Source organism: Arthrobacter sp. R3-55 (assembly GCF_054161505.1).
This window is the reverse complement of sequence record NZ_CP096423.1, coordinates 2,399,718-2,415,776: the sequence shown is the minus strand read 5'-3', so window position 1 is coordinate 2,415,776 and position 16,059 is coordinate 2,399,718. Positions and strand designations below refer to the sequence as shown.

Sequence of the window (16,059 nt, the reverse complement as noted above, 5' to 3'; positions counted from 1 at the left end):
GGCACATAAGGGTCACGGCGCGTTCTGCCCTGCGCCGCCGCCCACCGGTGCGTCGCCGGAATGGATGCCGTTGGAGAGCCAGGATAGATCGCCGGCATCGGTGTTGGTCGCGTGGACGCTGGGCCGATCAACGCCGTAGCGCACAATCGACACGGAGGCGGGGGCCACGCTGATGCGCTGGAAAAGGTCAAGGTGCATGCCAAGCGCGTCGGCGAGGATCGACTTGATGATGTCTCCATGACTCACCGCCACCCACACCGCTCCCGGCCCGTGCTCGGCTTCGAAGGCTGCATCGTGGCGTCGAATCGCTGCCACGGACCTGGCCTGCATTGCGGCCATGGATTCGCCGCCGGGAAACACGACGGCGGATGGTTGCGTTTGTACTACCGGCCATAAGTCTTCGGTTGCAAGATCACTGAGTGCCCGGCCCTGCCACTGGCCGTAGTCACATTCCACGAGATCGTCCTCGAGCGGCGCGTAAGGCGAACCGGGCTGGCGATCGATGATCAGCTGGGCGGTCTGCCGGCAACGCTCCAAGGGGCTCGACACCACCCCGACGACCGGCACGGCTGCGAGCCGCTGGGCTGTAAGGCCCGCCTGTTCAAGCCCGAGCTTGTCCAGGCTCACGCCCGGGGCCCGTCCCGCCAGCAGTCCAGTGGCATTGGCTGTGGTGCGGCCGTGCCGCACGAGGATTACTGTCGCCATGCACCCAGCCTAGTCACCTGGAAGATGCGGCTGTGAAAAGGCTGCCGCCGATCGTGCGATCGTCAGTCCCCAAGTGCCCTCGTATCACCTAAGCCCCTGATCCCATGAGGCCGGACAGGATAGCCAAAGCTTTGGAGAGCTGCAGATCGGACACGGCACCATAGCCCAGAACGAGCCCGTTCTCGGCCTGGCGATCAGCGTAATATGCGGCGAGGGGTACCACCAGCACACCCTGGGCCAAGGCCTTGGCCGCCACTTCAGTTGCCTCCGGGGCCTTGAAATGCACCACGGCGTGCAGCCCGCCATCCAAGGCTGAGAGCTCCAGGTCTTTTCTGTGACCAAGCCGGTCAATGAGAAGGGATCGGCGATGGGAGTATTCGCGCCTGGCTCGGGTGACGTGACGGGAAAGGCCACCACCCTTGATGTAGTGAGCGATCGCGGACTGCAGTACGCCGGCCACCGGCGTGTCCAGAGCTTCCCGTGTGGCTTTGATCCGTTGGCCGGCATTACCCCGAACCACCAGGTAACCGCATCGTAGCCACGGGCTGAGGTTCTTGGAAAACGTTCCAAGCAGGACGACGTCGGCGGTGCCGGGGAGGGATGCCACTGCCGGGAGGGGCATTCTGCTGTGTCGAAATTCGCTGTCGTAATCGTCTTCAAGCACAAGGACGTTGTGGTGTCCGGCCCAATGAAGCAACCCGATTCTTTCCTGAACCGCCATCCTGCCACCCAGGGGATACTGATGGCTGGGTGTTACCAGGACTGCGTCCGGCGTGCTCTTTAAGCCGGCCAACTGAGAGGCCCTAAGACCGTTCTCATCCACAGGGACTGTATTGATCCGGGCCCCGGCAGCTGTCATGACCCGGCGCGCGGTGGGGTACCCCGGGTCTTCAACCAGGATGTTCGGACGAGCCACCCGGGTGCGGAGCATGGCCACGATGAGCTGCAGTGCATCACTGGTTCCGGCGGTGATGATGACACCATCAGCATCGATGGCCAGGCCCCTGGAAACGGCTAAATGGTCAGCCACGGCTTCTCGAAGCGCCCAGGTTCCCAATGCCGGCGGAAGTTGGACCTTGCCTTCCTCCGCTACGGCCAATTTCCAGGAGCTGCGCCATTGCCTGTCTTGAAACGGTGATCCAGAGGGGCGGCCCGGCGTGAGGTCTATGACGTCAGCCTTGGGCCGGGCACTGGAAGGTTGCCTGACTTGGGCAGGGCGTGGGTGCATATCCGGGCGGACGGCCACTTTGGTGCCGCCCGCACCGTTGCCCTCCAGGAACCCCTCGCCGGACAGTTGTTCGAAGGCACGCACCACCACACCCCTGGAGACCGACAATTCCACGGCAAGGCGCCGGGTAGAGGGAAGTGTATGCTCCGGCTGCAAAACGCCGTTGAGGATGGCCACCCGCAATTGGCTGGCCACCTGGGCTGCGAGGGAAGCGGGGCCGCTCCTGTCCAACTCGATCGGTAGTTCGGCTTCACTCACTTGGACCTCCGGACTTCTTGTTTCTTGGACCTAGTGTAGGACCAAGGCCTTTGGAAGCATGGACTGTGACACATAAGCGCTGCCTCGTTGCAGCACGATGAAAGCAGGAACCAGTGTTTAACGGCCTCAGCGCATTCCCCCTCACCCCCATGGCTGGTGAAAGGGTGGACCTCCGTGCCCTCGCCAAGGTGGTGGACCGTGCAGCTCAGGCCGGTGTGGACTCTCTGGGTGTTCTTGGTTCAACGGGAAACTACGCATACCTCTCCCGGGAGGAGCGGCGGTCGGTCTTGGAGGTCGCGGTGGAGGCTTCCGGCGGCGTCCCCGTCCTCGCCGGAATTGGGGCCGTTCGCACACGGGACGTCCTGATGTTTGCCGGTGATGCCCAAGGCGCCGGCGCTTCAGCTTTGCTGCTGGCCCCCGTGTCCTACCAGCGGCTTTCGGAGGCGGAGGTCTTCGGACTCTTCGATACCGTAGCGGCGGAGTCTGATCTTCCGATCGTTGTGTACGACAACCCGGGCACCACCGGTTTCACATTCAGTGACCACCTGCACTCCAGGATCGCAGGAATCCCGGGGATAGCCTCCATCAAGATTCCTCCGCCCGCAGCAGGGGAAGTTGCTGCCAGGATGACCAGGCTCAAGACGGGCTTGCCGCAGGGAACATCACTTGGCATCAGCGGTGACTGGATCGCTGCCGAGGCGCTGCTGGCGGGATGCAATGTTTGGTACTCGGTGATAGCCGGGGTGTTGCCCCACCAGGCCAGGGTTCTTGTTGACCACGCTGTGGCGGGTCGAAGTGATCTGGCATTGGCCGCTTCCTCGGCCCTGGAACCCGTCTGGTCCCTGTTCCGCACCTATGGAAGCCTGCGGGTGACTGCGGCTTTGGCCGAGGATCTTGGCATCGTGCCGTCCTCGGCATTGCCACTGCCCCTCCACGGTTTGGATTCCGAGGGGCGGGAAAAGGTGGCCGAGGCCATTCGGCGCTGTGGTTTGGAGGCTTAGCAGTTGGGTCAGTATCGAATTGCCCCGGCAAGGAGGGGGATTGGGGCCCTTCAATCATCAAGGAAAAACAGTCAACCAAGGATGGAGCAGCAGGGGGCAGCAGGCGGCCTTGCCCGCTATGTGCTGGCTGCCACCCTGGCTCGAAGTGGCGATGGCGGTGCCGTTGTAGCCATCGTCTTATTGGCGACCACCAGTGGGTCGCCCGGTTGGGTGGCCGGAATTCTGGGAGCGTGCATCACGGCTCCGCACCTCTTCGGACCACTCGTTGCGCGCAGCCTGGATACAGCCAAGGATGGCAGGACGGTGATTGCGTGGGCATGTGTGGTCCACGGGGCCACCCTGGCAGCCGCCGTTCTCCTCTTCCCGGTAGCGCCGCCCGTCGTCCCCGGCGTGTTGCTCATTGCCTCCGGACTGGTCGGTCCCCTCCTGACGGGCGGTATCAGCAGCAGGCTGGCAGCAATCGCAGGACCCGGCAGGACCAGCCAAAGGCGTGCTCAGGGCTGGGATGTGGCCACCTACGGGATCAGCGGGACAATCGGGCCATCCTTGGTTGCGGCGGTCTCTGCCTGGGTCAATCCGGCTACGGCAGCCTTGATGCTCGCGGCATTGACGTTCGTGGCGGCCGCCTTGATCAGGCTCCTGCCTTACTCGCCCCCGGGTTCGATCGCCGCTGAGGTTCCCCGGCCTGGCCGGACGTTGCTGATAATGGTCTCCAGCGGCCCGCTGAGGCGCACCCTGTATATGACGGTGATCGTGGCGCTGTCAGTGGCGGCGTTGCCGATTACTGCGGTGGCCTCAACTGGGGACTTGGGGGTTGCCCCGGCTGCAGCCGGTATCCTGACAGCCGGTTACGGGCTCGGCGGACTCCTGGGTTCAGCCGGAGTCATGATCCGACCACTGAAAACCGACGCGGATCCGCTGATGACGTGGCTGGCTGCCGCCGTCGCGGTTGCTTTGTGCGGTGCAGCTGTTGCCGGTGAGTTCCCGCTGGCGGTTGCAGCTTTTGCCTGTGCCGGAGTACTGAATTCCTACTTCTTCGCGTCCACTCTGGCCGCGCGCAGCGAATACGCGCCAACCGCTGCGCGGGGCCAGGTATTCGTGTGGATCGGGGCCCTGAAAATCACGGCCGGATCGGCCGGGACGGCACTGGCAGGGGCACTCATTGCCCCTGCCACCCAGCTTCCCTTGTTCCTGGCATCCGGTCTTATCGCCCTCGCGGTGATGACCTCGTTGCTGGACCGTCGGAGGGGCCGGCACCGGACCTGACCTTTCGCGGCAGGGGGAGGAAGGGAAGGCCGCTTTCACCCTGCCGCCTCATAGCCTTGGACCTGTTCAGGCAGGAGCAGGCCTTCATCGACAGCGAGGTCGAGGACGCTTTGCCCTGAGGCAAGAGCGCGGTGTGAGAGTTCTGCTGCCACGGCGTAGCCCACCAGTGGAAGCAGTGCAGTGGCTTGCGCCGTGGAGGCTCTTGCACGGGACCTCAGCAAAGCTTCATTCGCTTCGATGCCCTCGACGCAAAGGTCACGCAACACATCGGTCCCATTGGTGAGCCAGTTCAGTGATTGCAACAGGGTATGGGCGATCACCGGTTCAAAGGCGTTGAGCTGAAGCTGTCCATTGTCCGCAGCCATGGTGACGGTGAGGTCGGCCCCGGCCACCAGGAACGCAATCTGGTTGACCACCTCCGGGATCACCGGGTTGACTTTCCCGGGCATGATCGAGGAGCCTGCCTGGCGTGGAGGGAGCAGGATCTCGCCCAATCCTGTTTGTGGTCCGCTGGAGAGCAGCCGGAGGTCACTGCAGATTTTGGAGAGCTTGATGGCGGTGCGTTTAAGCGCTCCGGAAAACGTCATGAACGCACCGGTGTCCCACGTCGCTTCGATGAAGTCATGGGCGCGGACCAACTGCACCCCGCTCACGTCTGAAAGCTGGTCAATGATGCCTGCAACATACCGGGGATCAGCAGTGATCCCGGTGCCGATGGCTGTGGCGCCGAGGCTGCACTCGAGTAACAACGCGGCCGCCTCGCGCAGCCGGCGCTGGTCTTCCTCAAGCGTCACGGAGAACGCTGTGAACTCCTGTCCCAGGGTCATCGGCACAGCATCCTGGAGTTGGGTGCGTCCAACTTTCGGGATGGAGGCGAACGCCTCGCCGCGCTCAGCGAACGCTGCCGAAAGCAAGGCCAGACGCTCCAGCAGATCCTCCAACGCGAACACCAAGGCCAGGCGCACCGCCGTCGGGTAGACGTCATTGGTGGACTGGCATTTGTTGACGTGCCCGATCGGGTCCACTACATCGTAGGAACCCCGCGGGTGCCCCAGGGCTTCCAGTGCGAGGTTGGCGATGACCTCGTTGGCGTTCATGTTGGTCGATGTTCCCGCGCCGCCTTGGATGACGTCCACCGGGAATGCGTGGTCGACGTCGCCGGCGGCCACGGTGTCGCAGGCTGAAGCGATGGCGTTGCCTATGTCTGCCGGGAGGAGTCCCAGCCCGGTGTTGGTGAGGGCTGCGGCTTTCTTGACGAAGGCGAGTGCCTGGACCAAGTGGCGGTGGGTTCCCAAGGGAATTCCACTGATGGGGAAGTTGAGGATGGCCCGCTCGGTGTGGATTCCCCACAGTGCGGAGTGCGGGACAGCCAGAGACCCCAGGCTGTCCCGCTCGATCCTGACTCCTGTGATCATGAGGCGATCGCGATGACTTTGGGCTGGGTCATTTCCTCGTAGGCGAAGTGGACGCCTTCGCGGCCCATGCTGCCGTACTTGGATCCGCCGAACGGCATTGCGTCATGTCGGTAGTCGGAGGAGTCATTAATCATGACCCCGCCGGCGTCGATTGCCTTGGCGGTGGCCAAGGCCCGGCCCAGGTCTTTCGTGAAGACTCCGGCCTGCAGCGCATATTCGCTGTCGTTGGCCAGATCGATGGCTTCCTCGGCGGTGTCGAAGGGTTCCACTAAAACCACAGGGGCGAAGAGTTCCTCGCTCCAGGCTTCGCAGTTGCGGGGCACTCCGGTGAGCACAGCAGGTGTGAGGACCGGCCCGGTGAGGGTTCCACCGGTGAGCAGTTGCGCACCAGCTGAAACCGCCGCGTCGATCTTGCGTTTGGCTTCGGCTGCGGCGGCGTTGCTGATCATGGGCCCGACGTCGGTCTGTTCGGCGCGGGGGTCGCCGGTCTTCAGCGCCGCGGTTCGTTCGGTGAAGTCCTGTACAAAGGCATCAAAGACTGATCGCTGGACGAGGATCCGCTGGGCGCCGATGCAGTTCTGGCCCGCTGCCCAGAACGAACCGGAAACACAGGCTTCGACGGCGGTGGAAAGGTCGGCGTCGTCGAAGACAATGACCGGTGCGTTGCCGCCGAGTTCCATGGACAAGCGCTTGATGCCGGCGTTCGCCGCGATGGCACGCCCGGTGGCGAAACCTCCGGTGAAGGAGACCATGCGGACCAGTTTGGAGGAGATGATCGTTTGCGCGATGGTGCGGTCACCCAGGACAACGGTGATGAACTCGGTGGGTAGGCCTGCTTCCTGCAGCAGGTCAACCAGGAGGATGGCCGTGAGCGGGGTCAGTTGGGAGGGCTTGAGGATGACGGTGTTGCCGCCGGCTACCGCGGGGCCGAGTTTGTGGGCCACGAGGTTCAAGGCGTCGTTGTAGGGGGTGATCGCCGCGATGAGTCCCAGTGGTTCACGGGTGAACCAACCCTGCCGGTTCTCAGAACCGGCAAACGAGTCGAACGGAACAACTTCTCCAACGTTCCGGCGTGTTTCCGCAGCGGAGAGTTTGAGGGTGTTCACTGCGCGGGAGACTTCTTTGCGGGCCTGCTTGATGGTCTTTCCGGCTTCGGCAACGATCAGTTCGGCCACCATCCCGGCTCGTTCCTGAAGAAGCTCCGCGGCGGTATCGAGAATCCGGCCGCGCTCATGTCGCGGCATCGCTGCAGCATTCGGAGCGGCCGCGGCTGCGCGAATGAGCTCCACCCTGACGCCCGCCTCGGAGCACTGATCCAAGGTGGCAAGGACTGTACCGTCAAACTTGTTGCGCACCACCAGTTCATGGGTTGTTACCGGAGAGTTGGTTTCGGCAATGGCTGTTTCAGGCACGGACGGCTCCTTTGGCGAATTCGTTGACCGCCATGATGTCGGAAATCAGGGCGTAGGCAGTCTCGACGCGACCGGCTCCCGGACCCGAAACCGTGACAGGTCCAAGGAGGTCGGTGCTGAAGGAAACGGCGTTGGTGGCACCGGAAATGCCGGCAAGGGGGTGGTCAGCCGCCAGAGCCAGTGGCTGCACGGTTGCGACGACCCGGCCGTCGGCTTCACGGCGGGCTTCACCAACCAATTTCCAATGCAGTCCGTTTGCCAGTGCCGCGGCTACGTCCTCGCTCGTGATGTCCTGGATGCCGGTGGTCGCTACATCGCCGGGGTCGATGGTGGCGCCGAGCAGTTCGTTCGCCAGGATGGCAACTTTGAGCCGGACGTCAGAGCCGCCAATATCCGCGGTGGGGTCAGCCTCTGCATATCCGAGATCCTGGGCTTCGGCAATGGCTTCGTCCAAGCCCAGCCCTGCTTCCATGCGGCCCAGCACGTAGTTGCTGGTTCCATTCAGAATTCCCTGCACTGCAGTTACATCAAGCCCGCCGAGCATTTTGTGTGCCAGACGTATCACGGGCGTGCCGCTCATCACGGCGCCTTCGTACTCAAAGCGGACGCCATTCCCGGCAGCGAGTTTGCTCAGTTCGATTCCCTTCAGGGCCACGGGTCCCTTGTTGGTGGTCACTACATGCTTGCCGGACTCAATGGCCCACCTCACGTGCGAAACTGCCGGTTCGCCGTCGATCGGGCTGGTGAAGGTCGCTTCGACGACGATGTCTGCAGGGCTGTTCTTGATGACATCTTCGTTGCGGGGGTCGGAACTACCGCCCGGGAGCCCGTCGAAGGATGATCCGCGCGGCATGGCCAGGACAGCTGCAAGGTCGATGCCGTCGCCCTGCACGAGCGATCCGAAGGCAAGGTCGGTGATGGCTACGACGCGGAGCTCGAATCCGAGGGAAGCGAATCGCCGGGGCTCGTCGCGGATCAGTTCTGCCAAGGCGCGGTTGACGCCTCCGAAACCGATCAGGGCCAGGTTGTAAGTAGTCACTTCAATCTCCTTGGTAGGGCGGTGATGCTGTCCTTCAAGCCTCGGCCCAGGGAGTGTCAGTTACCTAGATACGAATCGCCCGTCGGGGATGCCGAAACGCCCAAACCACAACCGATGTGAACGGGATGCTAATGGCCGCGTTCTCAATGCAGTGTTCCGCTGCTCCAGCGAAGTAAGCCGGAACCCCTTTAGTAACTGACTGGAAGCAGACACAATGTATTTATTGCAATCAGCCGAGAGGGTTTCAGAGCTATGAGCAAGCATCAGCAGGCACAGGCCCTGGACATCACCGCAATCGATCCCGGGCTTGGTCCTGATCTTGGGTGCACGTTGCAGGACATGGTCCTGGACAGCCCGGACGTTGGAGATTTTCTGTGTCACTTCTCCTCCCTTTCGGCATCGAGGTTTTCCACCGATACAAAAAAAGTGATGTGCGGCGTTACCGTCGTCAGGCGAAAAAGAGGAGTTGTCGCGGCCAGCAGTGATGAGCGGGCCCGCCGTCTGGACACTCTTCAAAATAGTTTCGGGGACGGGCCGTGCCTGACCGCGCTGCGCGACAGGAGCGTCGTTTACGTTGCTGATACCGCTGCCGAGACCCGCTGGCCCCAGTACATGAAGGCCGTCAGGAAGGAGGGCATTGGATCCATCCTGGCAGTAGCATTGGAACTCGCAGGCGAAGCTGAAGCTGTCATGAACCTTTACTGCGTTCCCACCGCAGGGTTTGGAGAGCCCCGCATCCTGGCGGCGGAAGCGTTCGCTGAACATGGGGCTGTCTCACTAAGGCTGGCCCTGAGGATCGCTCACCTGAAGCACACCCGCGATGACCTCACGTCGGCCATGCAGTCCCGTACGGTCATCGATAACGCTGTGGGAATCGTGATGGCACAGAACCGTTGCGGCCGGGAGGCGGCATTCAGGATCATCGCTGACTCATCCAGTCATCGCAATATCAAGCTCCATGACGTTGCCGCGTCCATTGTTGCCTCCGTTGCGGGCGAACGGCAAGTCACCGCACATTTCGAGGAGTAGGGCCACCCAGGCATTGTCAGGGAGCGGAATTCATACGGGCCAGAAGCAGCGCTTCGGCAACGATTCCCTTCTGGAAGTCGGCTGCATGAATCGACTCGTTGGCCCCGTGCGCCCTGGAATCAGGGTCTTCGGCACCAGTGATCAGCACATCGGCCTCCGGGCAAAGCCTGGCCAGCATGTCCACTACCGGGATTGAACCTCCCACCCCCATGCACACCGCCGGCACTCCCCAGCTCTCAGTCATGGCAGAAAGCATGGCTTGTCCTGCTGCCGAGGAAGAATCGCCGGCGAAGCCCTCCGTCCTGCCGCCGGGGATAAAGCGCACATCCGCCCCAAAGGGGGAGAGACCTTCAACATGCTGCCTGACCGCTTCCATGGCCTCGGAAGTATTGGTACCCGGGGCCAGGGACAGGCTGAGCCTGGCTTTGGCCACGGGCAACAGTGTGTCGGAGGATTCTGCGATCGAAGGCACGTCCATGCCGATGATGGACAGCGCCGGCTTGTTCCACAAGCGGGATGCCAAGGTTCCGCGCCCCGCAAGGATGGTGCCCGGCGGCACCCGGGCGTCCCTTCGGAACATTGTTTCGTCGAACTGCGGAACAGGGCTCCGGGTGGATTCCGGTTCAAAAACGGGCAAACCGCGCACGGCCACAGCGCCGTCGTCGTCATGCAGTGTGGTGATCAGCCATGATAGAACCGTCACGGCATCCAGCAGCGGACCGCCGTACGTGCCCGAATGCAGCGCGTGCTCCAGGGTCCGGACTTCAATGGTCCCCGAAATCAAGCCACGCAGGCTTGTGGTCAGCGCAGGTATCCCGACCTGCCAGTTCCCGGAGTCGGCCACCACCACAAGATTGGCGTTGAGCAGGGCGGGATGGTCCTGCAGCAGTACGGGCAGGCTGGGCGATCCCACTTCCTCCTCACCATCGATGAGCACGGTGATACCCACGCCCAACTCATCACCGAGGACGCGCATGGCGGCGCGAAGGGCGGCGACATGGAGGATCACCCCGGCCTTGTTGTCTGCAACGCCGCGGCCCCAGAATCGTCCGTCCCGTTCCACCATGTGAAATGGGGGACTATTCCACAGCGCCAGGTCACCAACAGGTTGGACGTCGTAGTGCGCGTACAGCAGAATGGTGGGCTTGCCAGCCTGCGCGGGCTTGCGGCCCACCACCGCGGGGGCACCCGGTTGTGCGTCAGGGCGCGGCGCTTGAAGAAGTACGACGTCGGCCAGCCCGGCTTTTCGAAGGAGCCCGGCTACCTGCGAGGCAGCCGTGTCCAACTCGCCGGGATCATAGGCGTCCCACGCAATGGCTGGTGTACGTACCAACTCCGAAAGCTGGAGTGTGGTTTCGGCAAAATCGGCCTCCACAGCCTCCCTGAGGTACTCGATTACCGGCATCAGCCCACACCATGGCTTTGGAGCCACATTTCCAGAAGCGCCACCTGCCACAGGACGTTGCTGTTCACGGGGGTCCGGCGCTCGTTGGGATTAGCCAGCAGCCCTTCGACGAAGTCGGAGCGAAAAAGGCCTCGCTGCTTGGCCTCGGGCGCATGAAGGGCCTCGCCTACCAGGGAGAGGAATGGTTCCTCCAAGTGTCTTAGTGCTGGTACGGGGAAGTATCCTTTGGGCCGGTCCACCACTTCTTTGGGCAGAACCTTGCGTCCCAGATTCTTGAGGATGCCTTTGCCCCCCTGTGATGCTTTGAGCCCGGGCGGGCAGGCAGCAGCGAGTTCCACCAGATGCTGGTCCAGGAAGGGAACCCGGGCCTCAATGCTCCACGCCATGGACATGTTATCTAGTCTCTTGACGGGATCGTCCACCATGAGCAGATGTGTATCCAAGCGCAGCACGGCATCCAATGCGGTGTCGGCGCCGGGTTGGGCGAGGTGGGCGGCGAGGAGGTCCCGGCTGGCATCTTTTCCTGTCCACCATTCCGGCTCCACCATGTCAGCAACTTGGTGGTTCGTATGGTCCACAAAGGCGGAAGTGAAAGTGCTCAAAGCCTGGTCCCGAGGCACGGACGCGAGGGGCTGATGGTACCGGTAGCCGGCAAATACCTCATCTGCCCCTTGGCCGCACTGAACCACTTTCAGATGATGCGAGACAGCTTCGGATAGGAGATGGAATGCGGTGACATCGTGGCTGGCCATGGGCTCGGACATCGCGGACACGGCAGCCGGGATGGCGGGGGCAAAGTCAGCTGTGCTGATGTGGAGCCGCTCGTGCCTGGTGCCGAACGTTTCGGCAATCCGGTCTGAGTAGATGAACTCGTTGCCCGAATCTCCGCCGGCTCCGTCAAATCCGATGCTGAACGTGGAGAGCCCGTGTTGTCCTTCCTCTGCCAGCAGGGCCACCAACAGGCTTGAATCGAGCCCGCCGGACAGAAGGACGCCTACCGGCACATCGGCAACCATCCGGCGTCGTACTGCTGTTCGGAGGGCATCGGTGACCGCTTCCTCCCAGTCCTTGGCTGACCAGCCGGAATATCGCTCGTTGCGTGTATATTGCGGCTTCCAGTACTCATGGTCCTGCCATGTGCCGTCCGCCTTGACGGTCCTGACGGTGGCTGCGGGAATTTTCGCAACCCCTTTGAGGATGGTCCTGGGAGCGGGGACGATCGAGTGCCAGCTGAGGTAGTGGTGCAGTGCTGTCTCGTCCAGGGAAGTGTCCACTCCTCCGGAGGACACAAGCGCCGGAAGCGTCGAAGCGAACCGCATCCGTCCCTGGAGGTTGGTCACGTACAGGGGCTTGATTCCCAAGCGGTCCCGGACCAGAAGCACTTCCCGGCGATGCGTATCGGTGAGCGCTATCGCAAACATCCCTGTCAGATGATGCACGAAGTCCTGGCCCCACTTTTGATATGCCTTCAGGATCACCTCCGTATCCGAGGTGGATTCGAAGGTGAACTCCGGCTCCAGTTCCAGGCGAAGTTCTTTGTAGTTGTAGATGCAGCCGTTGAATGTGATGGCTACGTGACCATCCACCATGGGCTGCGCACCAGCGGGGGAGAGGTCGATGATGCTGAGCCTTTGGTGTCCCAGCACTACCCAACCGTCGTCCCGGGTGCCGTGCCCGTCCGGCCCCCGGGAGGTCATTGCCCCCATCATCTCCAGGACTGAATCCCTGGAGGCCCGCCTACCGCTGAATGCTATTTCGCCGGCAATTCCGCACATCGCTGTTCCTTGCTTTGGATGGGCTGCCAAGGCCGGCGACATCGGGCGTCATTGCTGCCGTGTCGCTGAAGTGCATTGCTGCGGTCTTCGTATGAGGGGTGATGTGGTGATCCACAGGTGCTCCTCGGCAGAGCTGCGGGCTAACTGCTTAACCTCGAAAGCACCCCTATAGTAAGCATGCTTAGTTATTTCGGGCAAGCAAAACTACAGTCGTGCAATACCTGTGGTCAATGCGTCGGCAGTTGGCTTGAGGGCAGGGCCGGTGTCCCACTAAGGGCGACGCTGAGTTCTTCCGAGGCAGGACCCGAGGACACGGGGAGCAGACGGGACAGATACTTTCCGCGTGCTGCCTCGATAAAACCCCGGAACAGGCCGAATTCCTCAGGGAGTTCCTCGGGGTGCCACTGAATGCCCACCGTGAAGGTGTTTTCCGGGTACTCGATCGCTTCGACAATGCGGTCCTCGCTCCATGCCGAGGCCACAAGCCCCTCACCGAGCGCGTCCACTGCCTGGTGATGGGATACCGGTACGGCATCCAGGCTCAGTCCGGTCAAGCGGGCCAAAAGAGAATCCGGCCGCACCATCACCGGAATCAAGGTGAACTGGTAGCCGCCTGCTTGATAGAGGTCCTTTCCCACTACCTCGGGGAGGTGTTGGTGCAAGGTGCCGCCGAGGGTCACGTTCAGCAGTTGCTCGCCACGGCAGATGCAGAGCAGCGGGATGTCCTGGCGGATGGCTTCCCGGATCAGCGCTTGCTCCCAGGCGTCTCGCTCCGGGCGTGGCTGATCGGTCTTTTCGTGGCGCTCCTGCCCGTAAAGAGCGGGGTCGACGTCCCAGCCGCCGGGGATCACCAGGCCATCCAAACGGCTGATAAGAAGCTCTATGACCCCCGCTGTGATCGGCTGCGGCGGCAGAAGGACGGGGATCCCTCCAGCCCGGGTCAGGGGAGTCAGGTAGGTTTCCGGAAGGAAGGCGGCCTCCACCGTGCCGCAACCGTCCGTACCTGCCTGTTCCAGGTATGTGGTGAGTCCAATGACGGGTTTTACTGCTGTGTCTGTGGTTTCCATGGGGTCCTTCCGGGGCAAAACGTCCCTTAAATTCTAGGACAGGGGACACCGCATTTTATTTCGGGAATGTCAAAAACGGATGTCAGTCCGGTCACGTCCTCTTGCTGTCACGGATGCTTGGGAACCACGGTGAAACGCCGGTTCAGCAGCGAGGGGACCCGCTCGCGGACCTCTCTGATCCGTTGGGCCGTGAGCTCGGAATGAATGACCTCCGGGGCTTCTCCGGCACTGGCCATGACCACACCAAAGGGGTCCACCATGACGGAATATCCGGTGGCGAGGGGTCCTGTTTGATTGGCTGCGATCACATAGGCGGTGTTTTCGATGGCCCTGGCCCGGATCAGGGTGCTCCAGTGATCCTCCTTGCCCGGACCCACAATCCACATGGCCGGGAGGAGCAGGACGTTCGCCCCGGCGTCAACCAGGTATCGGGCGCTTTCGGGAAAGCGGAGGTCGTAGCATGTCAGGATTCCCAAACGCAGGGCACCGAAAACCAGTAGTTCCGGCGGTGTGATGGTGCCTGGACTGACTCCGGAACTTTCGGTGTATCCGAAGGCATCGTACAAGTGGACTTTTCGATATGTCGCGTGAACTGAACCGCGTGCATCGAGCGCCACGACGGTGTTGAAGGGGAGGCCGTCCGGGTTCGTTTCCGTGGTTCCCACCACCACGGGGAGCTCCAGATCGCGGGCTGATGCTGCGATGGCGCTGATGAACGGACCGTCCAGTGGCTGGGCGGCCCGGGCCAAGGCTGCAGGCGGCTCGCTGCTGGCGTAGAGAGAGGATTCGGGCAGAACCAGCAGCTCAGCACCCCCACGGGCAGCCGATGTCATCATCTGCAGGATCTCTTGGAGATTGCGCTGCGAATCGATCCCCGCGCTGAACTGCCCTGAAGCGATCCTCATACATCAAGAGTGCCGTGGAGATGGCGATCGGTGAAACCCCCGGGCGTCCATGAACCGGACCTTGCCCGGATCATTGATCCCGTTGGTGTGCCACCACCCTGATGGTTTTCACCGTTGGATCCGCAGGATCCGGCAGGACCATCCCTGCCGCAGTTCCACTGCGCAGGTATTCGACCACCGCGGCGTTGATTCTTTCGCCGGGAAGGATTGCCGGCACTCCAGGAGGATAGGGCGTCAATTGTTCTGCCGCGATCCGGCCTGCAGCTTCTTCGGCCGGCACATTTTCCACGGGTCCGAAGAAAGCTTCGCGGGGCAGCAGGACGGTTTCCATTTCCAGATCTTCCGGAGCCGGAAGCTCCACCTTTGCCGGTTCGGGCATGTCCGGGGCCGCATCGATGAGCTGCCGCATGCCCTCGAGCAACCGAGCGGTGGTCTTGTCGTCGTCGGATTGGGACAGGGTCGCCTCGATGCGGCGGTGATCGTTGAGCCCCACGTCCAGTCGGCACTTATCACGCAGCCAATCCGCTGCCTGGTAGCCGCTAATGCCCAGCTCAGAGACATCGATCAGGACATGGAGGGGATCAAAGTCATGGGATGCTTCGGCCCGCACCAGTTCGGGTCCCAAAACATGGAGTCCGTCCAAGGCATCGAGCCCGGTTCGTACGTTCCCGGCAAGAGCCAGGGTCTTCTCCAGTACTGTTTGTCCCTCGAGGGCCATCTTCCGGCGCCAGCCGTCGATGGCCGCATAGATCATGACGTTGGCACTCGTGGTGGAGAGTAAGTCCGCGCACTGGCTGAGGCGGACGGGATCCACAAGATTGCCCTGGAGGTGGTAGACCGAACCCTGCTCGAAGCCCATGCCCATTTTGTGGACGCTGACCACACAGATGTCAGCGCCGGCGTCCATGGCCCAGGTGGGCAGCCGATCGTGGAATGGCAAGTGCGCGCCCCATGCTTCATCGATGATCAGTGGCTTTCCGCGGGAGTGGCAGATCTCGGCGATTTTTTGGATATCTGCGCATGTCCCGTAAGGAGTGGGGCTGGTAATGAGGGCCGCAGCAGCGTCCGGGTATCGCTGCCACATCTTCTCCACTTCCTCTGGAGACGGAGGGTGGGCAATGTGCAGGTCCCGGTCCCATTGGGGACGGATCCATCGGGGCTGCAGACCGGAAAGGATGATTCCGGCCACCACTGACTTGTGGGCGTCGCGCCCGATCAACAGATCGCCGCTGCCCTTGGTGACGGCCAGAATTGAGGCTTTGACCGAAAGAGAGCTGCCGCAGGTGGAGAAGAACGCTTTGTCCGCGCCCACCGCCTCGGCCATCAGTTCCTCCGCCTTGCTGAGGTACCCGCCTGAGGATTTACGATCATCGACGCCGGCCGTGGACAGGACATCGGAGCGGAAAGGGTCCGAACCCATGACTTCCAGGGAGCGGGGGTCGGCGCCGCGCCCTTGGCGATGGCCGGGTGGCGTAAAGCCATAACGGTCCAGGCGGTGGTAATCGGCCAAGGCGTCAACCAACGGTGCTTCGTTCTGGTCCATGGTCTTCTCCA

At 62.3% G+C, this 16,059-nt stretch carries 13 protein-coding genes; 3 read left to right on the top strand and 10 right to left on the bottom strand.

All coding sequences use genetic code 11. From position 1 onward, the window contains the following. Positions 1-12: 12 nt before the first annotated feature. Both M1D51_RS11240 and pdxR read right to left on the bottom strand, forming a co-directional pair. Positions 13-705 (bottom strand): MSMEG_4193 family putative phosphomutase, encoded by a 693-nt coding sequence (locus M1D51_RS11240; protein ID WP_458106514.1) that lies wholly within the window; start codon positions 703-705, stop codon positions 13-15. A gap of 88 nt (positions 706-793) precedes the next feature. After that, entirely contained in the window at positions 794-2,191 is a 1,398-nt protein-coding gene (pdxR, locus tag M1D51_RS11235; protein ID WP_458106513.1) for a MocR-like pyridoxine biosynthesis transcription factor PdxR, read from the bottom strand. 113 nt (positions 2,192-2,304) lie between these two features. Between pdxR and M1D51_RS11230 the strand changes: the two genes are divergently transcribed. Together M1D51_RS11230 and M1D51_RS11225 are read left to right on the top strand one after the other, a co-directional pair. Next, positions 2,305-3,192 carry a dihydrodipicolinate synthase family protein gene (locus M1D51_RS11230; protein WP_458106512.1) on the top strand — a complete coding sequence of 296 codons (888 nt, stop codon included), beginning with the start codon at positions 2,305-2,307 and terminating at the stop codon, positions 3,190-3,192. An 81-nt stretch (positions 3,193-3,273) separates the two neighbouring features. Then, the gene (locus M1D51_RS11225; RefSeq protein WP_458106511.1) at positions 3,274-4,458 is read left to right on the top strand and encodes an MFS transporter; all 1,185 of its coding nucleotides are present in this window, start codon (positions 3,274-3,276) and stop codon (positions 4,456-4,458) included. A 35-nt stretch (positions 4,459-4,493) separates the two neighbouring features. Here the strand turns inward: M1D51_RS11225 and M1D51_RS11220 are convergent, their stop codons facing one another. The 3 genes from M1D51_RS11220 to M1D51_RS11210 are packed head-to-tail and all read right to left on the bottom strand — an operon-like array spanning position 4,494 to position 8,324. Beyond that, entirely contained in the window at positions 4,494-5,873 is a 1,380-nt protein-coding gene (locus M1D51_RS11220; RefSeq protein WP_458106510.1) for an aspartate ammonia-lyase, read from the bottom strand. Continuing rightward, positions 5,870-7,285, bottom strand: a complete 1,416-nt coding sequence (locus M1D51_RS11215; protein ID WP_458106509.1) for an aldehyde dehydrogenase family protein — start codon at positions 7,283-7,285, stop codon at positions 5,870-5,872. Before M1D51_RS11215 ends, M1D51_RS11220 begins: the two co-directional genes overlap by 4 nt. Continuing rightward, positions 7,278-8,324, bottom strand: coding sequence for a homoserine dehydrogenase (locus M1D51_RS11210; protein WP_458106508.1), 1,047 nt, complete (start codon positions 8,322-8,324; stop codon positions 7,278-7,280). The genes M1D51_RS11215 and M1D51_RS11210 overlap by 8 nt, the downstream gene beginning before the upstream one ends. A gap of 252 nt (positions 8,325-8,576) precedes the next feature. Between M1D51_RS11210 and M1D51_RS11205 the strand changes: the two genes are divergently transcribed. Further along, on the top strand, positions 8,577-9,353 hold the full coding sequence (locus tag M1D51_RS11205) for a GAF and ANTAR domain-containing protein (RefSeq protein WP_458106507.1): 777 nt from the start codon (positions 8,577-8,579) through the stop codon (positions 9,351-9,353). 16 nt (positions 9,354-9,369) lie between these two features. On the opposite strand, the gene M1D51_RS11200 is transcribed toward M1D51_RS11205, so the two are convergent. The 5 genes from M1D51_RS11200 to M1D51_RS11180 form a co-directional block, all read right to left on the bottom strand. After that, entirely contained in the window at positions 9,370-10,758 is a 1,389-nt protein-coding gene (locus M1D51_RS11200; protein WP_458106506.1) for a M20/M25/M40 family metallo-hydrolase, read from the bottom strand. Continuing rightward, positions 10,758-12,533: an N-acetylglutaminylglutamine amidotransferase gene (locus M1D51_RS11195; protein WP_458106505.1), complete on the bottom strand. Its 1,776-nt coding sequence runs from the start codon at positions 12,531-12,533 to the stop codon at positions 10,758-10,760. The genes M1D51_RS11200 and M1D51_RS11195 overlap by 1 nt, the downstream gene beginning before the upstream one ends. Before the next feature lie 227 nt (positions 12,534-12,760). Further along, positions 12,761-13,600, bottom strand: a complete 840-nt coding sequence (locus M1D51_RS11190; RefSeq protein WP_458106504.1) for a gamma-glutamyl-gamma-aminobutyrate hydrolase family protein — start codon at positions 13,598-13,600, stop codon at positions 12,761-12,763. 107 nt (positions 13,601-13,707) lie between these two features. After that, entirely contained in the window at positions 13,708-14,505 is a 798-nt protein-coding gene (locus M1D51_RS11185; RefSeq protein WP_458106503.1) for a carbon-nitrogen hydrolase family protein, read from the bottom strand. Between the two features lie 70 nt (positions 14,506-14,575). Next, a complete protein-coding gene (locus M1D51_RS11180) occupies positions 14,576-16,048 on the bottom strand; it encodes an aminotransferase class I/II-fold pyridoxal phosphate-dependent enzyme (RefSeq protein ID WP_458106502.1) in 1,473 nt (490 codons plus the stop codon). Between the last annotated feature and the right edge of the window lie 11 nt (positions 16,049-16,059).

Bases quoted from the DNA above. Each gene is read 5' to 3' on its own strand.
- M1D51_RS11240 (WP_458106514.1), bottom strand. From the start codon at position 705: ATGGCGACAGTAATCCTCGTGCGGCACGGCCGCACCACAGCCAATGCC.
- M1D51_RS11225 (WP_458106511.1), top strand. From the start codon at position 3,274: ATGGAGCAGCAGGGGGCAGCAGGCGGCCTTGCCCGCTATGTGCTGGCT.
- M1D51_RS11220 (WP_458106510.1), bottom strand. From the start codon at position 5,873: ATGATCACAGGAGTCAGGATCGAGCGGGACAGCCTGGGGTCTCTGGCT.
- M1D51_RS11205 (WP_458106507.1), top strand. From the start codon at position 8,577: ATGAGCAAGCATCAGCAGGCACAGGCCCTGGACATCACCGCAATCGAT.
- M1D51_RS11200 (WP_458106506.1), bottom strand. From the start codon at position 10,758: ATGCCGGTAATCGAGTACCTCAGGGAGGCTGTGGAGGCCGATTTTGCC.
- M1D51_RS11195 (WP_458106505.1), bottom strand. From the start codon at position 12,533: ATGTGCGGAATTGCCGGCGAAATAGCATTCAGCGGTAGGCGGGCCTCC.
- M1D51_RS11190 (WP_458106504.1), bottom strand. From the start codon at position 13,600: ATGGAAACCACAGACACAGCAGTAAAACCCGTCATTGGACTCACCACA.
- M1D51_RS11185 (WP_458106503.1), bottom strand. From the start codon at position 14,505: ATGAGGATCGCTTCAGGGCAGTTCAGCGCGGGGATCGATTCGCAGCGC.
- M1D51_RS11180 (WP_458106502.1), bottom strand. From the start codon at position 16,048: ATGGACCAGAACGAAGCACCGTTGGTTGACGCCTTGGCCGATTACCAC.